This is a genomic window from Nonomuraea sp. NPDC005730, assembly GCF_040630865.1.
Taxonomy (GTDB): domain Bacteria; phylum Actinomycetota; class Actinomycetes; order Streptosporangiales; family Streptosporangiaceae; genus Nonomuraea.
This window is the reverse complement of the sequence record NZ_JBEXYK010000014.1, coordinates 70,532-91,847: the sequence shown is the minus strand read 5'-3', so window position 1 is coordinate 91,847 and position 21,316 is coordinate 70,532. Positions and strand designations below refer to the sequence as shown.

Here is a 21,316-nt window from a genome sequence, read left to right as displayed (position 1 = left end):
AGGAGATCGGCGAGCCAGGGCGGGAGGAGTGAATCTACAAAGTAAAGGCCCTCGGTTTGTGCACCCCATTCGTACTCCACTGCAAACAAATGGAACGGGCTACGCCCGTACTCACTCGCCAAAATCATGGAGTCGACCGCCGGCGCGCACGGGTGACCTGGTGACGCCACCACCTCACCTGGCGTGGACGGGCGCGTATCCGTGCTCCGTGGAGCGGCGGCCCGGCTCTGAGCGCGGGCCTGATTGGCCGCTGCTCTGTCCAATTTGTCCAAGCTTCGATCTTGTGCGCGGGCGCGGGCTACTGTGGCGACGGCCAGCAGTCAATGGCAGTAAGGGCTGGCCGAAAACCCGAGGAGAAGACGAATGAGAAGAACGTGGCCAATGGCGTTGGTGGCACTCGCCACGGTCGTCATGGGCGGCGCGACGCCGGCGAGTGGTGCCGCCGTTGATCCGGCAACAAAGGCAACGACGGCAACGGCTGCGGTCTGCGGAAGCTCGTCGCTGAACGGCCCCACCGCACCGCCCGCCGGCGCGGTGGTCGTGCCCGCGGGCGACAACAGCGGCGTGGACTTACGCAAGGCGAACACCACGTACTACTTCGAGACCGGCACGCACACGCTGGAGCCTGCCCAATACGCCCAGATCCTGCCCGGTGAGAACGCGACGTTCATCGGCGCGCCCGGTGCGGTGCTGGACGGGAAGGGGGTGAACCAGTACGCGTTCGGCGATACGGCGACCGGGGTCACCATCCGGTATTTGACCGTCACCGGGTTCGTCGCGCCGCAGGAAGAGGCTGTGGTCAATCACAGCGCCGCCGACGACTGGGTGCTGGAGCACAACACGTTCCGGGGCAACTCCGGCGCGGCGCTGATGGCCGGGGCCAGGAACCGGATCCGTGGTAACTGCATCAAGGACAACGGCCAGCTCGGGCTGAACGCGTCGCAGCACGGCGATCACATCACCGGTCTGGTGGTGGCGGACAATGAGGTGACCGGCAACAACACCGATGACTGGGAACATCAGGGTCAGGGGTGCGGATGTACCGGTGGCCTGAAGTTCTGGGCGGTGAACGGTGCCGACGTGACCGGCAATTGGGTGCACCACAACCACGGGCCGGGGATCTGGGCGGACACCAACAACAACGATTTCCTCATCGAGAACAACCTCATCGAGGACAACGAGTCGATCGGGATCTTCTACGAGATCAGTTACAACGCCGTGATCCGGAACAACATCCTCCGTCGCAACACCTGGAAGGCGGGTGCCGAGCGGGCGGCGAAGGGGGACTCGTTCCCCGATGCGGCGATCTACCTGTCCGAGGCGGACGGTGAGCCGCGCATCCCGGCGCGGACCGGCAAGATCGAGGTCACCGGCAACCTGCTCGAGAACAACTGGGGCGGGATCACGGCGTGGGCGAACGCGGACCGGTTCTGCGGCAGCAGGGCCTCGACCACCAGCGACTGCACGTTGATGGTCGGGCCGGCCAACACCTCGAAGTGCTCGGCGCCCGCGATCAAGGACGAGCCGCTCTACACCGACTGCCGCTGGTGGACGAAGAACCTCGACATCCACCACAACACGTTCTCCTTCGACCCCAGTGCCGTCGACGGCGGCTGTTCGACGCAGTTCTGCGGGCAGATGAGCTTGCTGTCCAACTGGGGTACGGCGCATCCGGAGTGGTCCCCGTATCTGGGAGAGAAGATCGAGAAGTCGATCGTCTACGAGTCGAACAACTCCTGGCACGACAACACCTATATGGGACCGTGGCAGTTCCGGATCTATGACATGGGCAGGCGCGTGACGGCCGCAGAGTGGGTCGGTCCCCAGTACGGCCAGGACGCCGGCAGCACGTTCGACGGCAGGTCGCCGGAGACGCCGCCGATCACCGAGCAGAACTTCGAGGACGTCTCGACGGCGCCCTACTCGGCGTGGTACGGATCGAGCGTGGCGCACCGGACCGGCGACGCGCACGTTGGTACGGGCTCGCTGCAGCTGACCAGCACCGAGGGGTCGGGCAGCGCGGTGGCGCTCGACAAGTACCCCGGGTACAGCGGTGTGATCGCCGGTAAGAGCTATCGTGTGTCGCTGTGGTATCGGGAGGCCGTGGCCACCATGCCTACTGTCACGTGGAACGTGCGCTGGCGCGACGAGGGCGGTGCGGTGCTGCGTACCGACGCGATCCCGCTGGCTCAGAAGACGGTTTGGACCGAGGCGGCCGGCACGTTCGCCGCGCCGGTGGGCGCGACCCGCGTTGACTGGACCTTCGTCTGGAGCGCCCCCGTCGGTTCTGCATTCCGGATCGATGACGTGGCGATGCGTGGCGCGGATACACAGAAGGTCTGAAGAACGCGGAGGCTCCAGGGGTGCGTGAAGCACCCGGTCTGATGCCCCCACAAGTGGTCATGGCAGGTCATGGGCCCGGTTCTGGACTTCGGGAGCGGGCCCTTGACGGAAGAGGGGCGTCGGCCCCGGTTTCCCCGGGTTCGTCCGCACACTGGCGTTGGTCGCCGCGCTCGGGCTGGGAACTCAGCTGTTGGACGCCTACACCTCGGCGAACGTCACTCCCAATACCATCGGCGAGCTCGTCTTCGGCGGTGCGCTGGCCGGCGTGCTTGTTCCGCTGCTGGTTCGTACGGCCAGTGACCGCGACGTCGACGACGGCCTGTTCGCCCAGTGGCTGCTGTCGCTGGTGGTTTATGGCCTTGGAGCCGTGATGATCGTGACGATCGTCGCCGCGCCGTTCATCGTGGTCGCGGCCAGGCCGTTTTTGTGGTGATCACCCGGATCGTCTCGCAGGCCGGGTCCGGCGCCGTCAGCGTTTACTCCAACGCCTACACCCTGTTCCAGCTGCCCTGCGCTGTCATCGCGGTCTCGGGATCGCCCTTTACGCCTTGGCCGCGCGAGTCCTGCGTATCACCGAGTTCAGGGCCCTTACCGCCGCTTTGCGGATCAACAACAGCTGACCGCCAGGACTGCCGGCCGCAGCCACACAGGCCCTCGTATGGCAACGTCCGAGTTCGAGGCCGGCGACCTTCACCGCCGCCATGTTGCGCTTCCCGGACGTGGTCGCGGGCGCCGAGACACTGCGCGAGGCCCTGCGGGGCGCGGCGGGCACCTGGACCAGCGTCAAGGAGGAGGAGGGGCGACCGTCCCGCCCGGCGATGGGCTGGGCGGGGTGGCCGTGCGGCGTCGTCCTTCGGCTTCAGCGGCTTCGGCGCGATGAGTCGCGGGGGATCTTGCCCCCAGGGGCCGGTCAGGCCTTGACGGCGAGTCCGCCGTACATCGAGACCATGGAGTCCTCCACGAGCAGCGCCTGGTCGTCGGGTCGCCACCGGTGCACCGGCACCACACCCGGCTCGATGAGCTTGAGTCCGGTGAAGAACTCTTCGATCTGCGCTCTGGTTCGGGCCTTGGACATGATGCCGCGGCGGTTGTACTGGGCGACGGCTTCGCTCACCAGCTTGCTCGGCGCGCTGTCGATCGTGATGGTGGACAGGGCCAGGAAGCTGCCCGGTGGCAGCGGCTTCATCAGGTGCTCGATGATCGAGTGGACGTCGGCGTCGTCGCGGATGAAGTGCACCACGGCGATGAGGCAGAGCGCGACGGGACGGGTGAAGTCGAAGGTGTCGCGGACCTCGGCCGAGCTGATGATGGCGTCCGGGTCGTTCAGGTCGGCCTGGATGTAGCGGGTTCTGCCCTCCGGGGTGCTGGTGAGCAGGGCGCGGGCGTGGACGAGGACGAGCGGGTCGTTGTCCACGTAGATGATCCGGGCGGTGGGGTCGGCCTGCTGGGCCACCTCGTGCAGGTTGGGGGAGGTGGGTAGTCCGGTGCCGATGTCGATGAACTGGTCGACGCCGCGCTCGGTCGCGAGGTGGCGGGTCACCCTGACCATGAAGTCGCGGTTGGCGCGTACGGACGTCGGCATGTAGGGGGCGATCTTGATGACCTCCTCGGCCGCTGTGCGGTCGGCCGCGAAGTTGTCCTTGCCTCCCAGGAGGTAGTCGTAGACGCGTGCCGAGTGCGGCACGTTCGTCTTGAGGTCGACCCCCATCTGCCTGTCGCCGGCCACCTCCGCACCTCCGTGTTGATCAACTGCCATGTGCCCCACGTTAGCGGGATTCAGGGGGCGGGATCTGGCGAATCCCACCTGGAACAACAACATCCTGATTTATCTCGACAGCCCGGCCTCGTACCGGCCAAGAGAAGGGGCACGCGAGGCCCGGCGGCGGTGCCTCGTCGGCGTGCTGTGACCGTCGCCTGCACACGCCGAGCGCTCACGCCTTCCGGCGGGGTTGCGTCGCCGCACGTGGCCGGGGACCATGTCGCTCTCGTACATCGCGTCGTCGGTGTCGAACGCGATGCCGTTCGACGCCCGCAGTGGACGCGCCCGGAGCAGGCGCTCCGCCTTGCGGTTCATCCCGCCAGCACCTCGTCCATGCCGCCCTCCGCGCGCCAGCGGCGCAGCAGGTCGTGGAAGGCGATCGGGCCCGGTCCGTACGTCAGGCTGATCGGGCGGGGTCTGCCCTCGTTGTTGTAGTAGCCGGGCGTGCACTCGGCCTGGAAGCGGGTGTTGTCCGGGGACAGCTCGCGGATGGTGGCGACCCACGCCTCCTCGGCGTCCTTGCTGGGCTCGATGACGGCGACGCCGCGTCGTCGGGCCTCGGCGATCACGGCGCCGATGTGGGTGGCCTGCTCCTGGAGGATGTGGACGAAGTTGACCGCGGAGGCGTTCTGCAGCGGGCCCAGGTGGAACAGGTTCGGGAAGCCGTGGCTGTAGAAGCCGTGCAGGGTGCGCGGGCCGGTCTGCCGCCAGGTGCCGAGCAGCGGTTCGCCGCCCCGGCCGTACACCGGCAGGGCGCCGGAGACGATGCCGGATACGCCGACCTCGAAGCCGGTGGCGAAGATGACGCAGTCGACCTCGTACTCCCGCTCGCCGACCACGACGGACGTCTCGGTCATGGCGGTGATGCCGCCGTGGTCGGCGGTGTCGACGAGGGTGACGTCGGGCCGGTTGAACGTCTGGAGGTAGTGGTCGCTGAAGGTGGGCCGCTTGCACATGTAGCGGTACCAGGGCTTGAGCAGTTCGGCGGTGGCGGGGGCGTCGACGATCTCGTCCACGCGGGCGCGGATCTCGTTCATCTTCTGGAAGTCGGCGATCTCGTCGAGGTACGCGCGCTGGTCCGGCGACGGGGTGGTGTCGACGACGCCGGTCAGCAGGTTGCGCTGGAGCCGGGCGGTGCTGGTCCAGCCGTCGTCGATCAGGTCCTGATCGGCGTGGCCGCCGGTGACGACGGTGAGGAAGTTGTCCATGCGTTCGCGCTGCCAGCCGGGCTTGAGGGCGGCGGCCCAGGCCGGGTCGGTGGGGCGGTTGTCGCGTACGTCGACGGTCGAGGGGGTGCGCTGGAAGACGTACAGGTGGCGGGCGTCGCGGGCCACGTGCGGGATGACCTGGATGCCGGTGGCGCCGGTGCCGACGACGGCGACGCGCTTGTCGGCCAGCTTGTGCAGGCCACCCTCGGCCGAGCCGCCGGTGTAGGCGTAGTCCCAGCGGCTGGTGTGGAACGTGTGCCCGCGGAATGTCTCGATGCCGGGGATGCCGGGCAGCTTCGGCTGGGCCAGGGTGCCTACGACGCGCCGCTCAGCCTGGTCGCCCGCACCGCCGGGGTCGGCCAGGGCAGTCTCTATCGGCACTTTCCTGACCGGCTCAGCCTTGCCCTGGCCGTCTTCGACGACGGCGTGGCCGAATTGGAGACCCTGGCCGAGGAGCCCGGCGCCACTCTCGACGACGTGCTCACGCTGATCACCGAGCAGATCATCGGCGCCACCGCGTTCATCGACATGGTCGACGCGAACACCGCCGACCCCCGCGCCCTGGCGATGCGCGATCGCGTGGGCAGCGTGCTGGCCGGCAAGCTCGCCGAGGCCCAGCGGGCCGGGGCGGCCCGTGCGGATCTCGACAGCGAGGATCTGCTGCTGGCGGTCAGCATGCTCGCCGGCGCTCTCGCCAAGCGGCCCGCGCCGGCGCGGCGCGTCGCAGCCGCTCGTGTGTGGTCGCTCCTCCGCCGGGGTCTGCACGCCTGACCGACCCGACCCGGGCATCGGCGGCGTGGCTCGAAAGGAGCGTCAGCTGGAAGCCTCTTGGTGATCAGGGGCGCGGCAGTCGCACGTCCGGCCATCCCGCAGAAGCTGGACCTGCGTGACGGCGTGAACGTGGTGATCCGGGCTTGTCGCTCGCCACCGATTCCATCCTGACGGGCGGTACCCGGTTCACCCGTTCGGGTGAGGCCCGACCGATCCTGCCCGGCCAAACTTCGTGATCGTGCGTTTCCTACCTCTCATACCTCGCCGCGTCGTCATGCTCGTCGGCCGGACAGCCCCGGCCTGTCCCGTTGACCAGGATCTGGTGGACGACCCGGACGTGAAGGTTCTGTCCGAGTTGACGATGGCCGATCCGCGCCACACCCAGATCACTCAGCGAGCCAGATCCTCGCGCCCGCACGAAACGAGGTCATCATGACTGCGTCCTCCACGCGCTCCCGTTCTGCCGGATCAACTGCCGTCGATGTCACGTGGTTCTTCGCGATCGCCGTCCTGTTGTGTTTCGCGCTGTCCGTTCCGATGGTCTTCCGGCTGGTCCCGACGGACTTCTACAACCTGATCACTCCGATCATGCAGCAGTCCCCGCTGCTCGCAGCGATCGTCATGTGGCTTGCCCGGCGACCCGGGACGTTCCGGGAGACGTTCGCCACCGGGTGGCGCGGGACACCCAAGTGGGCCGGCATCGGCATCGGCCTCATCGCCGCGATCGCCGCGATCCAGACCGCCATCGCGCTGGCATGGGGCATCTGGCAGCTCAACCCGCTTGACCAGATCTTCACGGCGACCATGTGGATCGTGCCGGTCTTCCTCATGCAGTCGCTCCTCGCCATCGGCGAAGAGTTCGGCTGGCGCGGCTGGCTGGCCACGCGGGCCGCGTCATGGGGATTCTGGCCGCTGGCCCTCATCAGCGGTCTGGTCTGGATCGTCTGGCATCTGCCGGTCCTGGTCGTCATCGGTGATCGGCCACTCTGGGACATCGTCATCTACTTCGCGGGCATGCTGCCCTGGGCGCCGCTGCTGCTCGCACTTCGCAGCAGGTCGGGGAGTGTCTGGCCGGCGGTCCTGACGCACGGAGCGATCAACAGCGTCCGGGTGTACCTGCTGCAATCCGTCCCCAACGCCACGGATCACCTGCTCATCGAAGTGATCGGCTGGGTGCTCACGCTCGCCGCTGCCATGTGGCTGATGCGCCGAGCCGGGCGCAGCGCGTCCGCGGGTCTGTCGTGAGGCGTTGATCATGCGGCGGAGCGCCGTCCAGCACAAGGTGTGGGTGAACGGGCTCGGGGCCGAGCCGTGGGAGGTGTACGTGGTCAAGTCCGACGCCGACACCCTGGCCGAGCAGACCGTTCGCCCTGCTGTATCCCATCGGCCGCCACCACCGACGGCAGCACAGCCCGAGCCGGCCGATGGCAGAAGGCCAGCGCCTCGGGCCCGGAGCGGCACGTGGTGCGGCCTTCGAGGGCGGCCCGGGGGTTCGCCGGCGTCGTACTGGAGGAACGCCGCCCCCGCCTCTTCCGCTGTGACGGGCGGAGAGGGCGAGGGCCGGGTCCGCTCGGCGGCCAGTGGTCAGAAGGACGGATGTGTGTGCACCCGTCGTCCCTCCACGTAGGTGGCCAGGACGGTGATGCCGCCCAGGTCACCGGGGGAGACGGCGAACGGGTCGGCGTCGGTGACGATGAAGTCGGCGAGCTTGCCGGGCTCGATGGTCCCCGTCCGGGTGTCGAGGTGGTTGATCCGGGCGGTGCCGATCGTGTACGCGGCCAGGGCTGCCGCCACCGGAAGGCGCTGGGCCGGCAGGAACGGCCGTCCGGATCCGTCGGGGAGCATCCGGTTGACGGCGACGTGGATGCCGAGGAACGGGTCCGGGCTGCTGACCGGCCAGTCGCTGCCCGCGGCCAGGGCGGCGCCCGAACGCAGGAGGTCACCGAAGGGGTACTGCCAGGCGGCCCGCCGGTCGCCGAGGAAGGGAATGGTCAGCTGGTCCATCTGCGGCTCGTGCGCCGCCCACAACGGCTGGATGTTGGCGGTGACCTCAAGGGCCGCGAACCGCGGCACGTCGTCGGGATGGACGACCTGGAGGTGGGCGATGTGATGCCGGTTGCCCTTGCGCCCGTTGACCTTGAGCGCCGCCTCGAACGCGTCCAGTGCCTCCCGGGCGGCTCGGTCGCCGACCGCGTGCACGTGGATCTGGACCCCGACGGCGTCCAGCCGGGTGACGTGGGCGCGCAGGTCCTCGGGCCTGACGAAGCTGATGCCGCTGTTGCCGGTCCGGCAGCCACAGCCGTCCAGGTAGGGGGAGGTCATGGCGGCGGTGTAGTTCTCCGCCACGCCGTCCTGCATGATCTTCACGCTGGTGGCTCTGAACCGTCCGGTGGTGGTGCGGCGGGCGAGCAGTTCGGGGATCTGCTCCTCGCCCCGCTCCCGATCCCACCACAGGGCGCCGACCACGCGCCCGGTGAGTGTCGAGGCGTCGGCGGCGGCCTGGTAGACGCGCTGGACCTCCGGGCTGACCAGCGCGTCCTGCCAGGCCGTCACTCCGGCCTGGTGCAGGCGTCGCTGGCCCGCCTGGAGGCCGCGGAGCAGGTCCTCGTCCGTGGGTTCGGGGACGTGCCTGCCGACGAGCGAGGCGGCGCCCTCGTGCAGGGTTCCTTGGGGGGTTCCGTCCGGTTCGCGTTCGATGCGGCCGTCGGCCGGGTCGGGGGTGCCGCGGTCGACGCCGCACAGCCGCAGGGCCTCGGTGTTGACCCAGGCGCCGTGCCCGTCCCTGTTGGTGAGGTAGACCGGCCGGTCGGGGACGACCTCGTCGAGGGCGATCCGGCTCGGTGTGCCGCCGGGGAACCATTCCATGGACCATCCGCCGCCGGAGATCCAGCGCGCCTCGGGATTGGCCGCGGCGTACGCGCGGACCGCGGCGAGGGCGTCGGCGGCGTCGCGCGCCTCGTGCAGGTCGCATTGGGTCATGGTGAGCCCGGCCAGCACCGGGTGCACGTGGGCGTCCTGGAACCCGGGAAGCAGGGTCCGTCCGGCCAGGTCGACGACCTCGGTCCGCGGGCCCGCGAGGTCGCGCATCTCCTCGTCGTCGCCGAGCGCCAGGATCCGCCCCTCGCGTACGGCCACCGCACGGCTCGGAGTGCCGGCCATGGGGCGTACTCGGCCGTTGAGGAACAGGATGTCGGCGGAAGTCATGAATCTCTCCTCAGAGCTGCGGGCGGGTGGGCCACGGCAGGACGCGTTCGACGGCGGCGCCGATGTGGAAGACGGTCGCGTCGTCGTAGCTGCGGCCGACGATCTGCACTCCGGTCGGCACGCCGTACGACGACAGGCCGGACGGGACGTTGAGCACGGGGCAGCGGCTGGCGATGTTGAACACGGGCGTCAGCGAATACTCCAGGTAGTGGTCGAGCTGGACGCCGTTGACCGTCAGCCTGGTGTCCACGTAGTCCTCGCCCGCGGGCAGCGCGGCGGCGCCGGCGGTGGGGCAGATCAGCGCGTCGTACCGGTCGAGCAGGTCGCCGATCACGGCGTAGATCCGGCCCTCCAGCTCCAGCCCGGCCAGGAAGCCGTCCCGGGCCAGCGCGGTGCGGGAGTCCTCGGCGAAGGCGAGGGCGTAGGGCGTGAGCTCGTCGCGGTGCGCGCCGGCCACGCCGGCGACCATGGGGCCGAAGATGGCGCCGAAGTGGATGAAGGCCGCGCGCATGACGTCGGCGCGGCGCAGCGGCACCTCCACCTGCTCCACGACGGCCCCGGCGGCGGCCAGCGCGTCGGCGACCGCGCGGGTGTTGGCCGCGACGTCCGGCTCGATCTCCCAGTTCCCCAGGTCGGGCGAGTAGGCGATGCGCAGCCCCGCGACGTCGCCGAGGCGCTCGGGGACGTAGGCGGCCGGGCGGATGGAGACGACGTCGGCCGGGTGCGGCCCGACGATGACGTTCTGCAGGAGCGCGCAGTCGGCGACGGTGCGGGCCATCGGCCCGTCATGGCAGTAGTGGTCCAGGTTGTACGGGGGCATCGCGGGCACCCGCCCGTAGGGGGGTTTGTAGCCGACCGTGCCGGTGGCCGCGGCGGGCAGGCGGATCGAGCCGCCGATGTCGGACCCCGTGGCGAGCGTCGCCGTCCCCGAGGCCAGGGCCGCGCCCGCGCCGCCGGAGGAGCCGCCGGGCGAGTAGTCCAGGTTCCAGGGGTTGCGGGTGATGCCCCACAGCCGGGAGTGCGTGTAGGCGGCGCAGCAGAACTCCGGCGTGGTGGTGCGGGCGTGGACGATCCCGCCGGCGGCGACGACGCGCTCCACGACCGGGTGGGTGGCGTCGGCGACGTGGCCGGCGTAGGCCAGGGAGCCGTCGCTGGCCCGTCTTCCCGCGATCGGCTGCTCGTCCTTGGTGGCGACCGGGAGCCCTTCGAGCGGGCGCGGCGACCCGTGGACGTAGGCGTGCTCGGCCTTCCTGGCCTGGTCGAGCGCCTCCTCGAACATCGTCTCGCTGAGCGCGTTGACCCGGGGCTCGACGGCCTCGGCCCGCTCGATGACCGCGGTCATGAGCTCGACGGGCGACAGGGCCCGGGTCCTGAACAGTTCCAGGGCTTGCGTGGCGGGCAGGTGCGCGAGGTCACTCACATGATCTCCTGAAGGGCGCGCCGGTCGGCGGCGATCTGTACGGGGTCCCAGCCGGGCCGCGGCACGGAGTGCAGCAGCAGGCGGGTGTAGGGGTGCTGGGGGGCGGCCAGGACCTGCTCGGTCGGCCCGGCCTCGACGACCTTGCCGCGGTACAGCACGACGATGTCGTCGGCCGCGTGCCGGACCAGGGCCAGGTCGTGGGTGATGAACAGGTAGGCGATGTCGAGGTCGCGGCGGATCCGCGCCAGCAGGTCGAGGATCTGCGCCTGGATGGACACGTCGAGCGCCGAGGTGGCCTCGTCCAGGATGAGCACCTTCGGTTCGGTGGCGAGCGCGCGGGCGATGGCGACCCGCTGGCGCTGCCCGCCGGACAGCCGCCTGGGCAGCGCGGCCGCCTCGCGTTCGCCGAGCCCGACGCGTTCCAGCAGCTCATCGCGCCGGGCCCGCCGGGCCTGCCGGTCCATGGCGAAGTGCAGCCGCAGCGACTCCTCCACGCATTCGCTCACGCTGATGCGCGGATCCAGGGAGAGGTAGGGGTCCTGGAAGACCATCTGGATCTCCCGTGCCCGCGCGAGCCTGGCCCGGCGGCCGCGCGGGACGCGCGAGCGGTCGCGGCCCTGGACGCCGATCCGTCCCGCGTCCGGGATCTCCAGGCCGACGAGCATGCGCGCGGTCGTCGTCTTGCCCGATCCCGACTCGCCCACCACGGCGAGCGAGCCGCCCGCCGGCAGCGAGAAGGAGACGCCGTCCACGGCGGTCTTGCCGCCGAACGCCTTGCGCAGCCCCTCGACCTCCAGCACGTTCTCAGTCATGGACCGGCTCTCCCGCTCTCAGGCACGCCACCTGAGCGTCCTCCAGGGTCTCCAGCGCGGGCCGCCGCTGCCGGCACCGCTCGACGGCCAGGTGGCAGCGGGCCGCGAACGCGCACCCCTCCGGCGACTCCGCGAGCGACAGGGGCCTGCCCGGCACGCCGTGCGGGGGGTCGTGCGACTCCAGCCGGGGCGTGGCCGCCAGCAGCCCGGCCGTGTAGGGGTGGCGGGGGCGGGCGAAGAGGTCGCCGGTGGCCTGCTCCTCGACGATCCGGCCCGCGTACATCACGTAGATGCGGTCGCAGATGGCCGCGGCCAGCTCCAGGTCGTGGGTGACGAACAACATGCCCATCCCGCGCGCGGTTCTCAGGTGCGACAGGATCGCGATGACCTCGGCCTGCGTGGTGACGTCCAGGGCGGTCGTCGGTTCGTCGGCGAGCAGCAGGTCGGGCTCAGCGGCCAGCGCCCCGGCGATCATCACCCGTTGCAGCATCCCGCCGGAGAACTCGTGCGGGTGGCGGTGCAGCGCGGCTCGCGGGTTCTCGATGCCCACCGCCTCCAGCAGCTCCTCCGCACGATCGAGGGCCTGCCGGTGCGGCAGGCCGCCCGCCCGCAGCCCCTCGGTGACGAAGTCGCCGATCCGCCGGACGGGATTGATCGACGCCCGCGGATCCTGGAAGATCATCGCCACTCGGCGGCGGCGCAGGTCACGCAGCCCCGCGGCGGCCTGGGACAGCACGTCCTGGCCGTCGACCAGGACGCGCCCGCTCACGGCGGTCTGCCGGGGCAGCAGGCCGAGCACGGCCCGGCAGGTGACGGACTTGCCCGACCCGGACTCGCCGACGAGCCCGACGGCCTCGCCCTGGGCGACTCGCAGCGACACCGCGTCCAGGATGGGCCGTGCGGCCTGGCCGGGCGCCAGCCGTACGGTCAGGTCGTTGATCTGGAGCATCAGCGCTCCCTCCCGGAGACGCGGTCGGCGATGCCCTCGCCGACGATGCTGAAGGCCACCACCGTGACCACGACGGCGGCGCCGGGGACCAGCGCGGGCAGCATGGCGCCCTGGAGCAGCGCGGACGCGCCCTCGTTGATCATGGCGCCCCAGTCCGGGACGGGCGGCTGCATGCCGAACCCGAGGAAGGACAGCGCCGCGAGGTCCATGAGCGCGTAGCCGAAGTTGATCGCCGACTGCGCGAGGATCAGCGGCACGACGTTCGGGACCAGGTGTCTCAGGCAGATGACCCAGCCGGACCAGCCCTGCACCCGGTAGGCGTGGATGTAGGGACGGGACATCTCCCGCAGGGCGAGGCCGCGCGCCAGCCGTCCGACGTAGGGGGTGTACGCGATGCTCATCGCCACGACGGGCGCGGTCAGACCGGGCCCGAACATGGCCACCAGGCTGATCGCCAGCAGCAGCGCGGGGAAGGCGAAGACGAAGTCCATCGCGCGCGACAGGACCGCGTCGGCGACCCCGCCGGTCCAGGCGGCGAGGACGCCGAGCAGGGTGCCGGCCACCGTCGACAGGGTCACCACCAGGAGAGGGCCGAGCAGTCCCGCCCGCGCGCCGAAGATCAGGCGGGACAGGACGTCGCGGCCGGACTGGTCGGCCCCGAGCAGGTGATCGGCGCTCGGGCCGCTCAGCGCGGCCGGGAAGTCGATGGCGAGCGGGTCGTGCGGCGCCACGACCGGGGCGAGGATCGCCACCGCCACCAGGACGGCCAGGACGGCGACGCCGGCGACGGTCGTCCCGTCCGCCGGGAGCCGGTATCGGCGGTGGAGGGTCACGGCTGTCAAGGGGACTCCTTCGCTACGCCCTGCGCAGGCGCGGATCAATGGCCGGTTGGACCAGGTCGACCAGCAGGTTGGCGCCCACGAAGACGACGACGATCAAGGTGGTGACGGCCTGCACGACCGGGAAGTCCTTGACGGTGACCGAGCTGACCAGCAGCTGCCCGATCCCGGACAGGCCGAAGGCGGTCTCCACGATCGAGGTGGCGACGAGCAGCCCGGCGATCACCGTGCCGGTGACCGTGCTGATCGGGCCGAGCGAGTTGCGCAGGACGTGGCGCCGGATCACCGCGTTCTCCTGGACGCCGCGCGAGCGCGCCACCTCGACGTGCTCGCGGGCCAGCTCCTCCAGCATGGAGGCGCGGGTGACCCGGGCCAGCAGTCCGGCGAACGTCAGGGCGAGCGCGGCCGCGGGCAGGGTCAGATGCCAGAGCCGGTCGATGAGCCCCTCGCCGTTGCCGAAGGCGGGGAACCAGCCGAGCTGGACGGAGAACAGCGAGATCAGGCCGATCGCCGCGACGAACGAGGGGGTCGCGGTGGCCACCCCGGTGCCGATGAGGACGACCCTGTCGAGCGGGCCCGGCCGCAGCGCGGCCAGGGTGCCGAGGATCAGCCCCGCGACCACGATGAGCAGCCCGGCGTAGCCGACCAGGAAGAGCGTCGTGGGCAGCCTGGCCAGGAGCAGGCCGGTCACGTCCTGCCGGAACTGCACCGAGCGGCCGAAGTCGCCGGTCACCGCGCCGCCGACCCATTTGAGGTACTGCGTGAGGAACGGATCGTCCAGGTGGTACTGCGCCCTGATCGCCGCGATCGCCTCCGGGGACGCCGAACGCCCCTGGGTGAGGAACGAGGCCGGGTCGCCGGGAGCCAGGTACACGGCGGAGAACACCGCGAACGAGGCCCCCAGCAGGGTCGCGACCAGTCCGGCGAGCCTGCGGGCGAGGAAGGCGGCCATCAGCCGGCCGACCCGAGCACCGCGGCCCAGGGGTAGACGAGCTGGGTGATGCCGGTGGGCGCGCCGGTGAGCCGCTTGTTGAGGAACATGCTGTGCGGCACCTCGTACAGCGGGATCCACACCATGTCCCGGACGGCGATCTCCTGCAGCTCGGCGACCACGGCGGCGCGGGCGGCGGGGTCGGCCTCGGCGCTCGCCCGGTCGACGAGCTTGTCGTAGTCGGGGTTGGAGTAGCCGCCGTAGTTGGCGAAGTTGCCGGTCTGCAGGATCCCGTAGAACTCCAGCGGGTCGGGGGTCGAGTCGTACCAGATGGTCATCACCAGGTCGATGCCCTCGCGGGCCTTGGGGTCGGAGAACAGCGCGGAGTAGGCGTCGGGGGCCACCGCCTTCTGCTCGACCTGGAGTCCGATGGCCTGGCCCGCGGCCTGGACGGCGTTGGCGATGACGCCGATGTCGGGAGCCATCGTGCTCGTGGCGATCACGATCTTCTTGCCCGTGCCGCCGGCCTCCCTGACCAGCTTCTTGGCCGCTTCGAGGTCGGTGTTCAGCTCGGGGAGCTTGGCGTGGTACTGCTTGGCGGCCTCGGGGGCGATGCCCCACGCGCCGATCGCCGCCGGCGCCTTGGCCGGTGTGGCCACCCCGGCCACGCTGGCCTTGAGAACGGCCTTGCGGTCGAGCGCCATGGACAGCGCCTTGCGCAGCCTCAGGTCGCCGAGCGTGCCCTTGAGGTCGAGCGGTATGAGGCTGACGGCGGCGGTGTTGGGGCCGAAGTACAGCTTGCCGCTGGAGGCGGCGCTCAGGCGGGCGAAGCCGGTGGTGGGGACCAGGTAGCTGCCGTCCGCCTCGCCCGAGAGCAGGGCGTTGACGCGGGCCGCCGGGTCGGAGATGAAGACGTTCCGCACGGTCGCGGCCCTGGCCTTGAGCGCGGCGTCCCAGTAGCCGTCGAAGCGCTTGAGGTTGATCGCCTGGCCCTTGTCCCACTTGTCGAGCGAGTAGGGCCCGGTGCAGTTCACGCCCTTGTCCGGGGTGCCGTACCCGGTGCCCTCGCGGGTCAGGAACGCGGCGCTCTCGATGGTTCCGGCCGAGGTGCCCATCTGCTCGTTGAACAGCTGGTCGGGCTTCTTCATGTGGACGGTGACCTCCATGGGGCCCGTCTTGTCCACCGATGTGACGTTCTGGTAGGACGAGACCCAGTACGACCCCACCTTCGGATCCATGTGACGGCGCATGCTGGCGACCACGTCGTCGGCGGTGAGCGGCGAGCCGTCGTGGAAGCGCACGCCCTCGCGGATCGTGTACACCCAGCGCCCCGGGTCGGGGGAGTCGGCCTTGCTCGCCAGCCCCGGCTCGACCCGGAAGTCGGGCGTGATCCGCATCAGCTGCTCGCACACGTTGGCGAGCACGGTGTTGGGCGGGTAATCGAAGGCGTAGGCGTAGTCGAGCGACTGCGGCTCCGCGTAGAGCGCCCAGGTCACGGCGTCCACCGGGCCCTTGGCCGGCGGGAGCTCCGCCGTGACGGTGAAGCTTCCGGCTCCGGCGGCCTTCGGGGCGGCCGCGCCCCCTCCACAGGCAGTGGCCGCCAGTACGGCCAGCGCCGCGGCGGCGAGACGAGCGGTACGCATCGGACCACCTCTTCCTCGTGGGGAAAGTGCCACGAGTATTGGTGAAGGAACGTTCCTGCACAAGACGTTGAAGGAACGATTCAGCAACGGTCAGCGAGGTGGCGAAATGCCTGACATCCTGCAAAGATCGGACCCATGGACGAGCCAGAGCGTAAGGTCGGCCCGCGCGTGCGCCTGGTCGACGTCGCCCGCGCGGCGGGGGTGTCCAAGACCACCGTCTCGGACGCGCTCAACGGCGCGGGCCGCCTCCCCGACGCCACCCGCGAGCACGTCCGGCAGGTGGCGCGCCGACTCGGATACCGGCCGAACGCCACGGCGCGCAGGCTGCGCGCCGGGCGCTCACGCCTGCTCGGCCTCGCCGCTCGCGAGTTCGTCGAGCATCCGTGGTTCTACACCGAGCTCGCCTACTTCGCCCGGCTGACCGCCGCCACGACCCGCGCGGGCATGACCCACGGGTACGGCGTGGTGCTGCTGCCCACCACCGGCCCCGACGACTACTGGACGGACCTGCCTCTCGACGGCGTGTTCGTGGTGGATCCGGTCGAGGGAGACCCCCTGGTCGGCGACTTTCTCGCCGCGGGGGTGGCCGTGGTCTCCGACCGCAGGGCCGTGGCGGGGACACCGTGGCCGTGGGTCGACTTCGACTACGGCGCGGCCCTGCGCGGTGTGCTCGACCACCTGGCGGCGGCGGGCGCCCGGCGGATCGCCGCGGTCGGCGCCCCGACCACGGCCTGCTACCACCGGGACTCCGTCCAGGCCTACCTCGACTGGAGCGCGGAGAGGGGGCGCGTCCCGTTGCTGGCCCAGCTCGGCGGGCCCGGGTTCGAGCCGACGCTGGCCGCGGTGGAGAGGTTGCTGGGCGATCCCGAGCCGCCGGACGCGCTGGTCGTGCTCGTCGAGGTCAGCCCGTCCCTGCTCCTGGACAGGATCCGCAAGCTCGGCAGGTCGGTGCCCGGCGACCTGCTGCTGGTCTGCGCGACGGAGGACCCCACGGCGCCGTTCACGGATCCGCCCGTCAGCACGCTCAGCTTCCTGCCGGTCGAGACGGCCGACATCGCGGTCGGGATGCTCGTCGACCTCATCGAGGGCCGCGATGTCGCGGGCGGCCGGCTGCTCCAGGCGAGGTTCGACATCCGCGCCTCCTCCGATCCCCGCTCTGTGCCGGGAGGCGGGAAGTGATCACTTCCGAGCCGGGCGCAGAGTCGTCCACGCCAGGGTGAGGGCGGTGCGGAAGGCTTCGGCCTGGTCGGGCGACAGACCCGAGACCATGTGGTCCTCCAGGCCGGCCGCGGCCTCGGCGTGGGCGTCGAGGAGCGCCCGGCCCTCGTCGGTGAGGTAGAGCAGCAGTTCGCGCTTGTTGCCCGGGTTGGGCGAGCGGCGGATGAGGTGACGCCGGTCGAGGGCGCCGATCAGGTCGGCCATGGCCTGCGGGGTGACGAAGGAGTCGCGGGCGAGCTGGGCGGCGGTCATCCCGTCCTTGTGCTGCAGAACGGTGAGCGCGGTGTACTGCGGCGTGGTCACGCCCGAGTCGCGCAGCAGCTCGTCCAGGCGCGACTTGATCGCCAGTTCGAGCCGTTTGACGGCGTACAGCAGCGACGGGGTGGGGCGGGGCGGGGCGCTGGCCATGACGAACAGTATCCCAGCCAGGCATTGACAGGAAACCTGATGATACTTCAGCCTTCTTTATCAGGATTCCTGTCAATTGGAGAGCCTGTGATCCCTCCCTGCCCTGACCTGCCCCCATCACTGGCGCTGGAGCGCCACGGGGACGTCGCGGTGCTGTCGTTGAACCGGCCGGCCAAACGCAACGCGCTGGACGAGGCCACGATCGCCGGGCTCGGCGCCTTCTTCGCCGCCCCGCCCGCGTGGGCCGAGGCCGCGGTGCTCGCCGCCGAGGGCGCGCACTTCTCCGCCGGGCTCGACCTCGGCGAGCTCACCGTACGAGACGCCGTCGGCGGCCTGCACCACTCGCGCGGGTGGCACGAGGCGATGGGCCGGATCGACCACGGTGTCCTGCCGGTGATCGCGGTCCTGAAGGGTGCCGTCATCGGCGGCGGCCTGGAACTGGCCGCGGCCGCGCACCTGCGCGTCGCCGAGGAGTCGGCGTTCTTCGCCTTCCCCGAGGGCAGCCGGGGGCTCTTCGTGGGCGGCGGCGCCTCGGTCCGGGTCTCCCGGCTGATCGGAGCCCAGCCGATGATCGACATGATGCTCACCGGAAGGGTCCTGACGGCCGCGGAAGGCGAGGCCCGCGGCCTGGTCGACTACCGGGTGGGCGAAGGCGACGGGCTCACCAAGGCCCTTGCCCTGGCCCAGCAGGTCATCGGGAACTCGCCGATCGCCAACTACGCCGTCCTGCACGCCCTGCCGCGCATCGCCGACGCCGACGCCGAGACGGGGCTGCTGCTGGAATCCCTCATGTCGGCCGTGGCGCAGAGCAGCACGCAGGCCAAGGCCCGGATACAGGACTTCCTCGACGGCCGGGCCGCCAAGGTCGGCCATCCGGGAGCCGCCCGATGAGCGCCACCCTTCCCCCGGCAGAGCCGCTGTACGTCCCCGGCCCCGAGCAGATCGCCAGGGCGCGCGCCACCGGCTTCGTCGGCTGGCTCGCCCGCGAGCGCGGCGTGACCGTACCGACCTGGGACGAGCTGCGGCACTGGTCGGTCACCAGCATCGAGGACTTCTGGGCAGCGGTGTGGGACTACTTCGACATCAAGGCCCACACGCCCTACGACAGCGTCCTGGCCGAACCGGGCATGCCCGGCGCCCGCTGGTTCCCCGGAGCGACCCTGAACTACGCCGAGCACTGCCTCGGCACGCCCGAGGACGCCGGCCAGGTCGCGGTCGTCGGCCATTCCCAGACCCGGCCGCGCGTCGAACTCACCTTCGCCGAGCTCGCCGAGCAGGTCCGGCGCGTCCGGGCCGGCCTGCGGCGGCTCGGCGTGCGGCGCGGCACCCGGGTGGTCGCCTACCTGCCCAACTGCCCGGAGACACTGATCGCGTTCCTGGCCACGGCGAGCCTCGGCGGCATCTGGGCGAGCTGCGCTCCGGAGTTCGCCGCCCGCGCCGTGGTGGACCGGTTCGGCCAGATCGAGCCGACCGTCCTGCTGGCGGTGGCGGGCTACACCTACGGGGACAAGAAGATCGACCGGCGCGAGCAGGTCCAGGCGATCCGGGACGGCATCCCCTCGCTGGAGCACGTCGTGCACGTCCCGTACGGCGGGCTCGACCTTCGCGACGCCCTGCGCTGGGCGGAGCTCGCCGCGCCCAGCGACGAGGCGCTGCGTTTCGAGCCCGTGCCGTTCGACCACCCGCTGTACGTGCTGTTCTCCTCCGGCACCACCGGCAGGCCGAAGGCCATCGTGCACGGCCACGGCGGCATCCTGCTGGAACATCTGAAGAACCACGCCTTCCACTGGGACCTGGGTCCCGGTGACCGGCTGCTGTGGTTCACCACGACGGCGTGGATGATGTGGAACACGCTGGCCTCGGCGCTTCTCGTGCGCTCCTCGATCGTGATGATCGACGGCAACCCGCTCCACCCCGACCTGCGCGCGCAGTGGCGGCTCGCGCAGGAGACCGGCGCCACCCTCATGGGCGCCAGCCCCGGCTATCTGATGGCCTGCCGCAAGGAAGGGGTGCGGCCGGGCGAGGAGTTCGACCTGTCCCGGCTGCGGCAGCTCGGCGTGGCCGGCAGCCCCTTCCCCGCCGAGGGCTTCCGGTGGGCGGCCGAGCAGTTCGGCCCCGCTGTCCTGGTGAACGTCGGCAGCGGCGGCACCGACGTGTGCACCGGTCTCGTCCAGGGATCGCCTTTGCAGCCCGTGTGGGAGGGGGAGATGTCGGGGCAGAGCCTCGGGGTGGACGCCAAGGCGTTCGACGAGCACGGCAACGTGGTGGTCGGCGACGTCGGCGAGCTCGTCATCACCGCGCCGATGCCCTCGATGCCGGTACGCCTGTGGGGCGACGACGACGGCCGCCGGATGCGCGACACCTACTTCAGCCGCTATCCCGGCGCCTTCCGCTTCGGCGACTGGTGCCGTTTCTCCTCCCACGGCTCCTGCGTCATCACCGGCCGATCGGACGCCACGCTCAACCGCGGCGGCGTCCGGCTGGGCACCGCCGAGTTCTACCGGGCCCTGCAGGACGTCGAAGAGGTCACCGACAGCCTCGTCGTCCACCTGGAGAGCGACGACGGCGGCATGGGGGAGCTGATCCTGTTCGTCATCCTCGCCGACGGACTCGCCCTGAACGATGCGTTGCGCGCCCGCCTGACCGCGCACATCCGCACCACACTGTCCCCGCGGCACGTGCCCGACGCCGTCATGGCCGTCCCCGCGGTGCCCTACGGACGAACCGGCAAGAAGCTCGAGGTCCCCGTCAAGAAGATCCTGCTGGGCGCCGCCCCCGACGAGGTCGCCTCGGCCGGCTCCCTCATGGACCCGGCAGCGCTCGACGCCTTCACCGCCATCGCCCGCGACCGCGCGAGGCAGGCGTGACGAGCCCGGCGGACCGGCCGGTCGCCGTCATCGGCACGGGCGTCATCGGCGCCGGATGGGCAGCGCTGTTCCTCGCCCGCGGCCTCGACGTCACCGCCTACGACCCCGCCCCGGACGCCGAGGAACGGCTGCGGGCCGCGCTCGACCTGGCCTGGCCCGCGCTCACCCGGCTCGGCCTCGCCGCCGGCGCCTCCCGCGACCGGCTCACCTTCACCGCGACCGCCGGCGACGCCGTCGCCGGAGCGCGGTTCGTCCAGGAGAGCGGGCCGGAGCGCGCCGACCTCAAGCACGCACTGCTGGCCACGCTGGACGAGGCGGCACCGGCGAGCGCCCCGATCGCCGGCAGCTCCTCGGGCCTGGTGCCCAGCCGCCTGCAGGAGATGTGCCCCGCGCATCCCGAAAGGGTGCTCGTCGGACATCCCTTCAACCCCGCCCACCTGATCCCGCTGGTGGAAGTCGTGCCCGGCCGGCGCACCGGCCCCGACATCACCCGGCAGACGATGGACTTCTACCGCGCCGCCGGCAAACGGCCGGTGCTCGTGCGGCGTGAGGTTCCCGGGCACCTCGCCAACCGGCTCCAGGCCGCCCTGTGGCGGGAGGCGTACTCGCTGGTGGAGCGGGGAGTCGCGAGCGTCGCCGACATCGACGCCGCCATCGCGCACGGCCCCGGCCTGCGGTGGGCCCTGCTCGGCCCGCTGGTCAACCAGCACCTTTCGGGCGGACCCGGCGGGATGGCGCACACCCTGCACCACCTCGGCCCGCCCGCCCAGACCTGGATGGACGACCTCGGCACGCCGCGGCTCACCCCCGAACTCGTCGGCCTGCTCGTCGACGGCGTCAGCGCCGAGCTCGACGGCATCGACCAGGAAGCCATGGCGGCCGACCGCGACGCGCTGCTCGTCGGCCTGCTGCAGGCCAAGCGCCGGCACCACGCCCTTCCCTGA

Annotated in this window: 18 protein-coding genes and 1 pseudogene; 9 read left to right on the top strand and 10 right to left on the bottom strand. The window is 71.0% G+C overall.

Annotation, left to right across the window (positions count from 1 at the left end; all coding sequences use genetic code 11):
* Window positions 1-381 precede the first annotated feature (381 nt).
* A complete protein-coding gene (locus tag ABZ444_RS19310; RefSeq protein WP_357998343.1) occupies window positions 382-2,343 on the top strand; it encodes a right-handed parallel beta-helix repeat-containing protein in 1,962 nt (653 codons plus the stop codon).
* Window positions 2,344-2,500: 157 nt separating this feature from the next.
* Entirely contained in the window at window positions 2,501-2,776 is a 276-nt protein-coding gene (locus tag ABZ444_RS19305) for a lipid II flippase MurJ (protein ID WP_357998340.1), read from the top strand.
* A gap of 477 nt (window positions 2,777-3,253) precedes the next feature.
* Here ABZ444_RS19305 and ABZ444_RS19300 read toward each other — a convergent pair whose 3' ends face one another.
* Window positions 3,254-4,099: an SAM-dependent methyltransferase gene (locus ABZ444_RS19300; protein WP_357998337.1), complete on the bottom strand. Its 846-nt coding sequence runs from the start codon at window positions 4,097-4,099 to the stop codon at window positions 3,254-3,256.
* Between the two features lie 314 nt (window positions 4,100-4,413).
* A complete protein-coding gene (locus ABZ444_RS19295; RefSeq protein ID WP_357998559.1) occupies window positions 4,414-5,691 on the bottom strand; it encodes an NAD(P)/FAD-dependent oxidoreductase in 1,278 nt (425 codons plus the stop codon).
* On the opposite strand from ABZ444_RS19295, the gene ABZ444_RS19290 reads away from it, so the two are divergent.
* The 3 genes and pseudogenes from ABZ444_RS19290 to ABZ444_RS19280 all read left to right on the top strand — a co-directional run.
* A complete protein-coding gene (locus tag ABZ444_RS19290) occupies window positions 5,611-6,081 on the top strand; it encodes a TetR/AcrR family transcriptional regulator (RefSeq protein WP_357998556.1) in 471 nt (156 codons plus the stop codon). The genes ABZ444_RS19295 and ABZ444_RS19290 overlap by 81 nt on opposite strands.
* 432 nt (window positions 6,082-6,513) lie before the next feature.
* Window positions 6,514-7,326, top strand: coding sequence for a CPBP family intramembrane glutamic endopeptidase (locus ABZ444_RS19285; RefSeq protein ID WP_357998334.1), 813 nt, complete (start codon window positions 6,514-6,516; stop codon window positions 7,324-7,326).
* A gap of 22 nt (window positions 7,327-7,348) precedes the next feature.
* Window positions 7,349-7,426, top strand: a pseudogene (locus tag ABZ444_RS19280) (glyoxalase/bleomycin resistance/dioxygenase family protein); the annotation flags it as partial.
* A gap of 239 nt (window positions 7,427-7,665) precedes the next feature.
* Here ABZ444_RS19280 and ABZ444_RS19275 read toward each other — a convergent pair.
* The 7 genes from ABZ444_RS19275 to ABZ444_RS19245 are packed head-to-tail and all read right to left on the bottom strand — an operon-like array spanning window position 7,666 to window position 15,879.
* On the bottom strand, window positions 7,666-9,285 hold the full coding sequence (locus ABZ444_RS19275; RefSeq protein ID WP_357998332.1) for an amidohydrolase: 1,620 nt from the start codon (window positions 9,283-9,285) through the stop codon (window positions 7,666-7,668).
* A gap of 10 nt (window positions 9,286-9,295) precedes the next feature.
* Complete coding sequence (locus ABZ444_RS19270; protein ID WP_357998329.1) at window positions 9,296-10,705, bottom strand: amidase; 1,410 nt, start codon at window positions 10,703-10,705, stop codon at window positions 9,296-9,298.
* Window positions 10,702-11,517, bottom strand: a complete 816-nt coding sequence (locus tag ABZ444_RS19265) for an ATP-binding cassette domain-containing protein (protein ID WP_357998326.1) — start codon at window positions 11,515-11,517, stop codon at window positions 10,702-10,704. Before ABZ444_RS19265 ends, ABZ444_RS19270 begins: the two co-directional genes overlap by 4 nt.
* Window positions 11,510-12,466 (bottom strand): ABC transporter ATP-binding protein, encoded by a 957-nt coding sequence (locus ABZ444_RS19260; RefSeq protein WP_357998323.1) that lies wholly within the window; start codon window positions 12,464-12,466, stop codon window positions 11,510-11,512. Before ABZ444_RS19260 ends, ABZ444_RS19265 begins: the two co-directional genes overlap by 8 nt.
* Window positions 12,466-13,299, bottom strand: a complete 834-nt coding sequence (locus ABZ444_RS19255) for an ABC transporter permease (RefSeq protein WP_357998553.1) — start codon at window positions 13,297-13,299, stop codon at window positions 12,466-12,468. Before ABZ444_RS19255 ends, ABZ444_RS19260 begins: the two co-directional genes overlap by 1 nt.
* Window positions 13,300-13,321: 22 nt before the next feature.
* Window positions 13,322-14,257, bottom strand: coding sequence for an ABC transporter permease (locus ABZ444_RS19250; RefSeq protein WP_357998320.1), 936 nt, complete (start codon window positions 14,255-14,257; stop codon window positions 13,322-13,324).
* Window positions 14,257-15,879 (bottom strand): ABC transporter substrate-binding protein, encoded by a 1,623-nt coding sequence (locus ABZ444_RS19245; protein WP_357998317.1) that lies wholly within the window; start codon window positions 15,877-15,879, stop codon window positions 14,257-14,259. The genes ABZ444_RS19250 and ABZ444_RS19245 overlap by 1 nt, the downstream gene beginning before the upstream one ends.
* A gap of 135 nt (window positions 15,880-16,014) precedes the next feature.
* Here ABZ444_RS19245 and ABZ444_RS19240 point away from each other — a divergent pair, with 135 nt between their 5' ends.
* Window positions 16,015-17,058, top strand: a complete 1,044-nt coding sequence (locus tag ABZ444_RS19240; protein WP_357998314.1) for a LacI family DNA-binding transcriptional regulator — start codon at window positions 16,015-16,017, stop codon at window positions 17,056-17,058.
* Here the strand turns inward: ABZ444_RS19240 and ABZ444_RS19235 are convergent, their stop codons facing one another.
* Window positions 17,059-17,505: a MarR family transcriptional regulator gene (locus tag ABZ444_RS19235; protein WP_357998311.1), complete on the bottom strand. Its 447-nt coding sequence runs from the start codon at window positions 17,503-17,505 to the stop codon at window positions 17,059-17,061.
* Between the two features lie 87 nt (window positions 17,506-17,592).
* Between ABZ444_RS19235 and ABZ444_RS19230 the strand changes: the two genes are divergently transcribed.
* Genes ABZ444_RS19230 through ABZ444_RS19220 form a run of 3 tightly spaced genes read left to right on the top strand, consistent with a single transcriptional unit; the run spans window position 17,593 to window position 21,316 of the window.
* Window positions 17,593-18,396 (top strand): crotonase/enoyl-CoA hydratase family protein, encoded by an 804-nt coding sequence (locus ABZ444_RS19230; protein ID WP_357998308.1) that lies wholly within the window; start codon window positions 17,593-17,595, stop codon window positions 18,394-18,396.
* Complete coding sequence (locus tag ABZ444_RS19225; RefSeq protein WP_357998305.1) at window positions 18,393-20,372, top strand: acetoacetate--CoA ligase; 1,980 nt, start codon at window positions 18,393-18,395, stop codon at window positions 20,370-20,372. Before ABZ444_RS19230 ends, ABZ444_RS19225 begins: the two co-directional genes overlap by 4 nt.
* Entirely contained in the window at window positions 20,369-21,316 is a 948-nt protein-coding gene (locus ABZ444_RS19220; RefSeq protein ID WP_357998302.1) for a 3-hydroxyacyl-CoA dehydrogenase NAD-binding domain-containing protein, read from the top strand. Before ABZ444_RS19225 ends, ABZ444_RS19220 begins: the two co-directional genes overlap by 4 nt.

Coding starts and splice junctions, on each gene's coding strand:
- ABZ444_RS19260 (WP_357998323.1), bottom strand. CDS start 12,466: ATGCTCCAGATCAACGACCTGACCGTACGGCTGGCGCCCGGCCAGGCC.
- ABZ444_RS19310 (WP_357998343.1), top strand. CDS start 382: ATGGCGTTGGTGGCACTCGCCACGGTCGTCATGGGCGGCGCGACGCCG.
- ABZ444_RS19250 (WP_357998320.1), bottom strand. CDS start 14,257: ATGGCCGCCTTCCTCGCCCGCAGGCTCGCCGGACTGGTCGCGACCCTG.
- ABZ444_RS19240 (WP_357998314.1), top strand. CDS start 16,015: ATGGACGAGCCAGAGCGTAAGGTCGGCCCGCGCGTGCGCCTGGTCGAC.
- ABZ444_RS19265 (WP_357998326.1), bottom strand. CDS start 11,517: ATGACTGAGAACGTGCTGGAGGTCGAGGGGCTGCGCAAGGCGTTCGGC.
- ABZ444_RS19225 (WP_357998305.1), top strand. CDS start 18,393: ATGAGCGCCACCCTTCCCCCGGCAGAGCCGCTGTACGTCCCCGGCCCC.
- ABZ444_RS19300 (WP_357998337.1), bottom strand. CDS start 4,099: ATGGCAGTTGATCAACACGGAGGTGCGGAGGTGGCCGGCGACAGGCAG.
- ABZ444_RS19275 (WP_357998332.1), bottom strand. CDS start 9,285: ATGACTTCCGCCGACATCCTGTTCCTCAACGGCCGAGTACGCCCCATG.
- ABZ444_RS19285 (WP_357998334.1), top strand. CDS start 6,514: ATGACTGCGTCCTCCACGCGCTCCCGTTCTGCCGGATCAACTGCCGTC.
- ABZ444_RS19235 (WP_357998311.1), bottom strand. CDS start 17,505: ATGGCCAGCGCCCCGCCCCGCCCCACCCCGTCGCTGCTGTACGCCGTC.
- ABZ444_RS19245 (WP_357998317.1), bottom strand. CDS start 15,879: ATGCGTACCGCTCGTCTCGCCGCCGCGGCGCTGGCCGTACTGGCGGCC.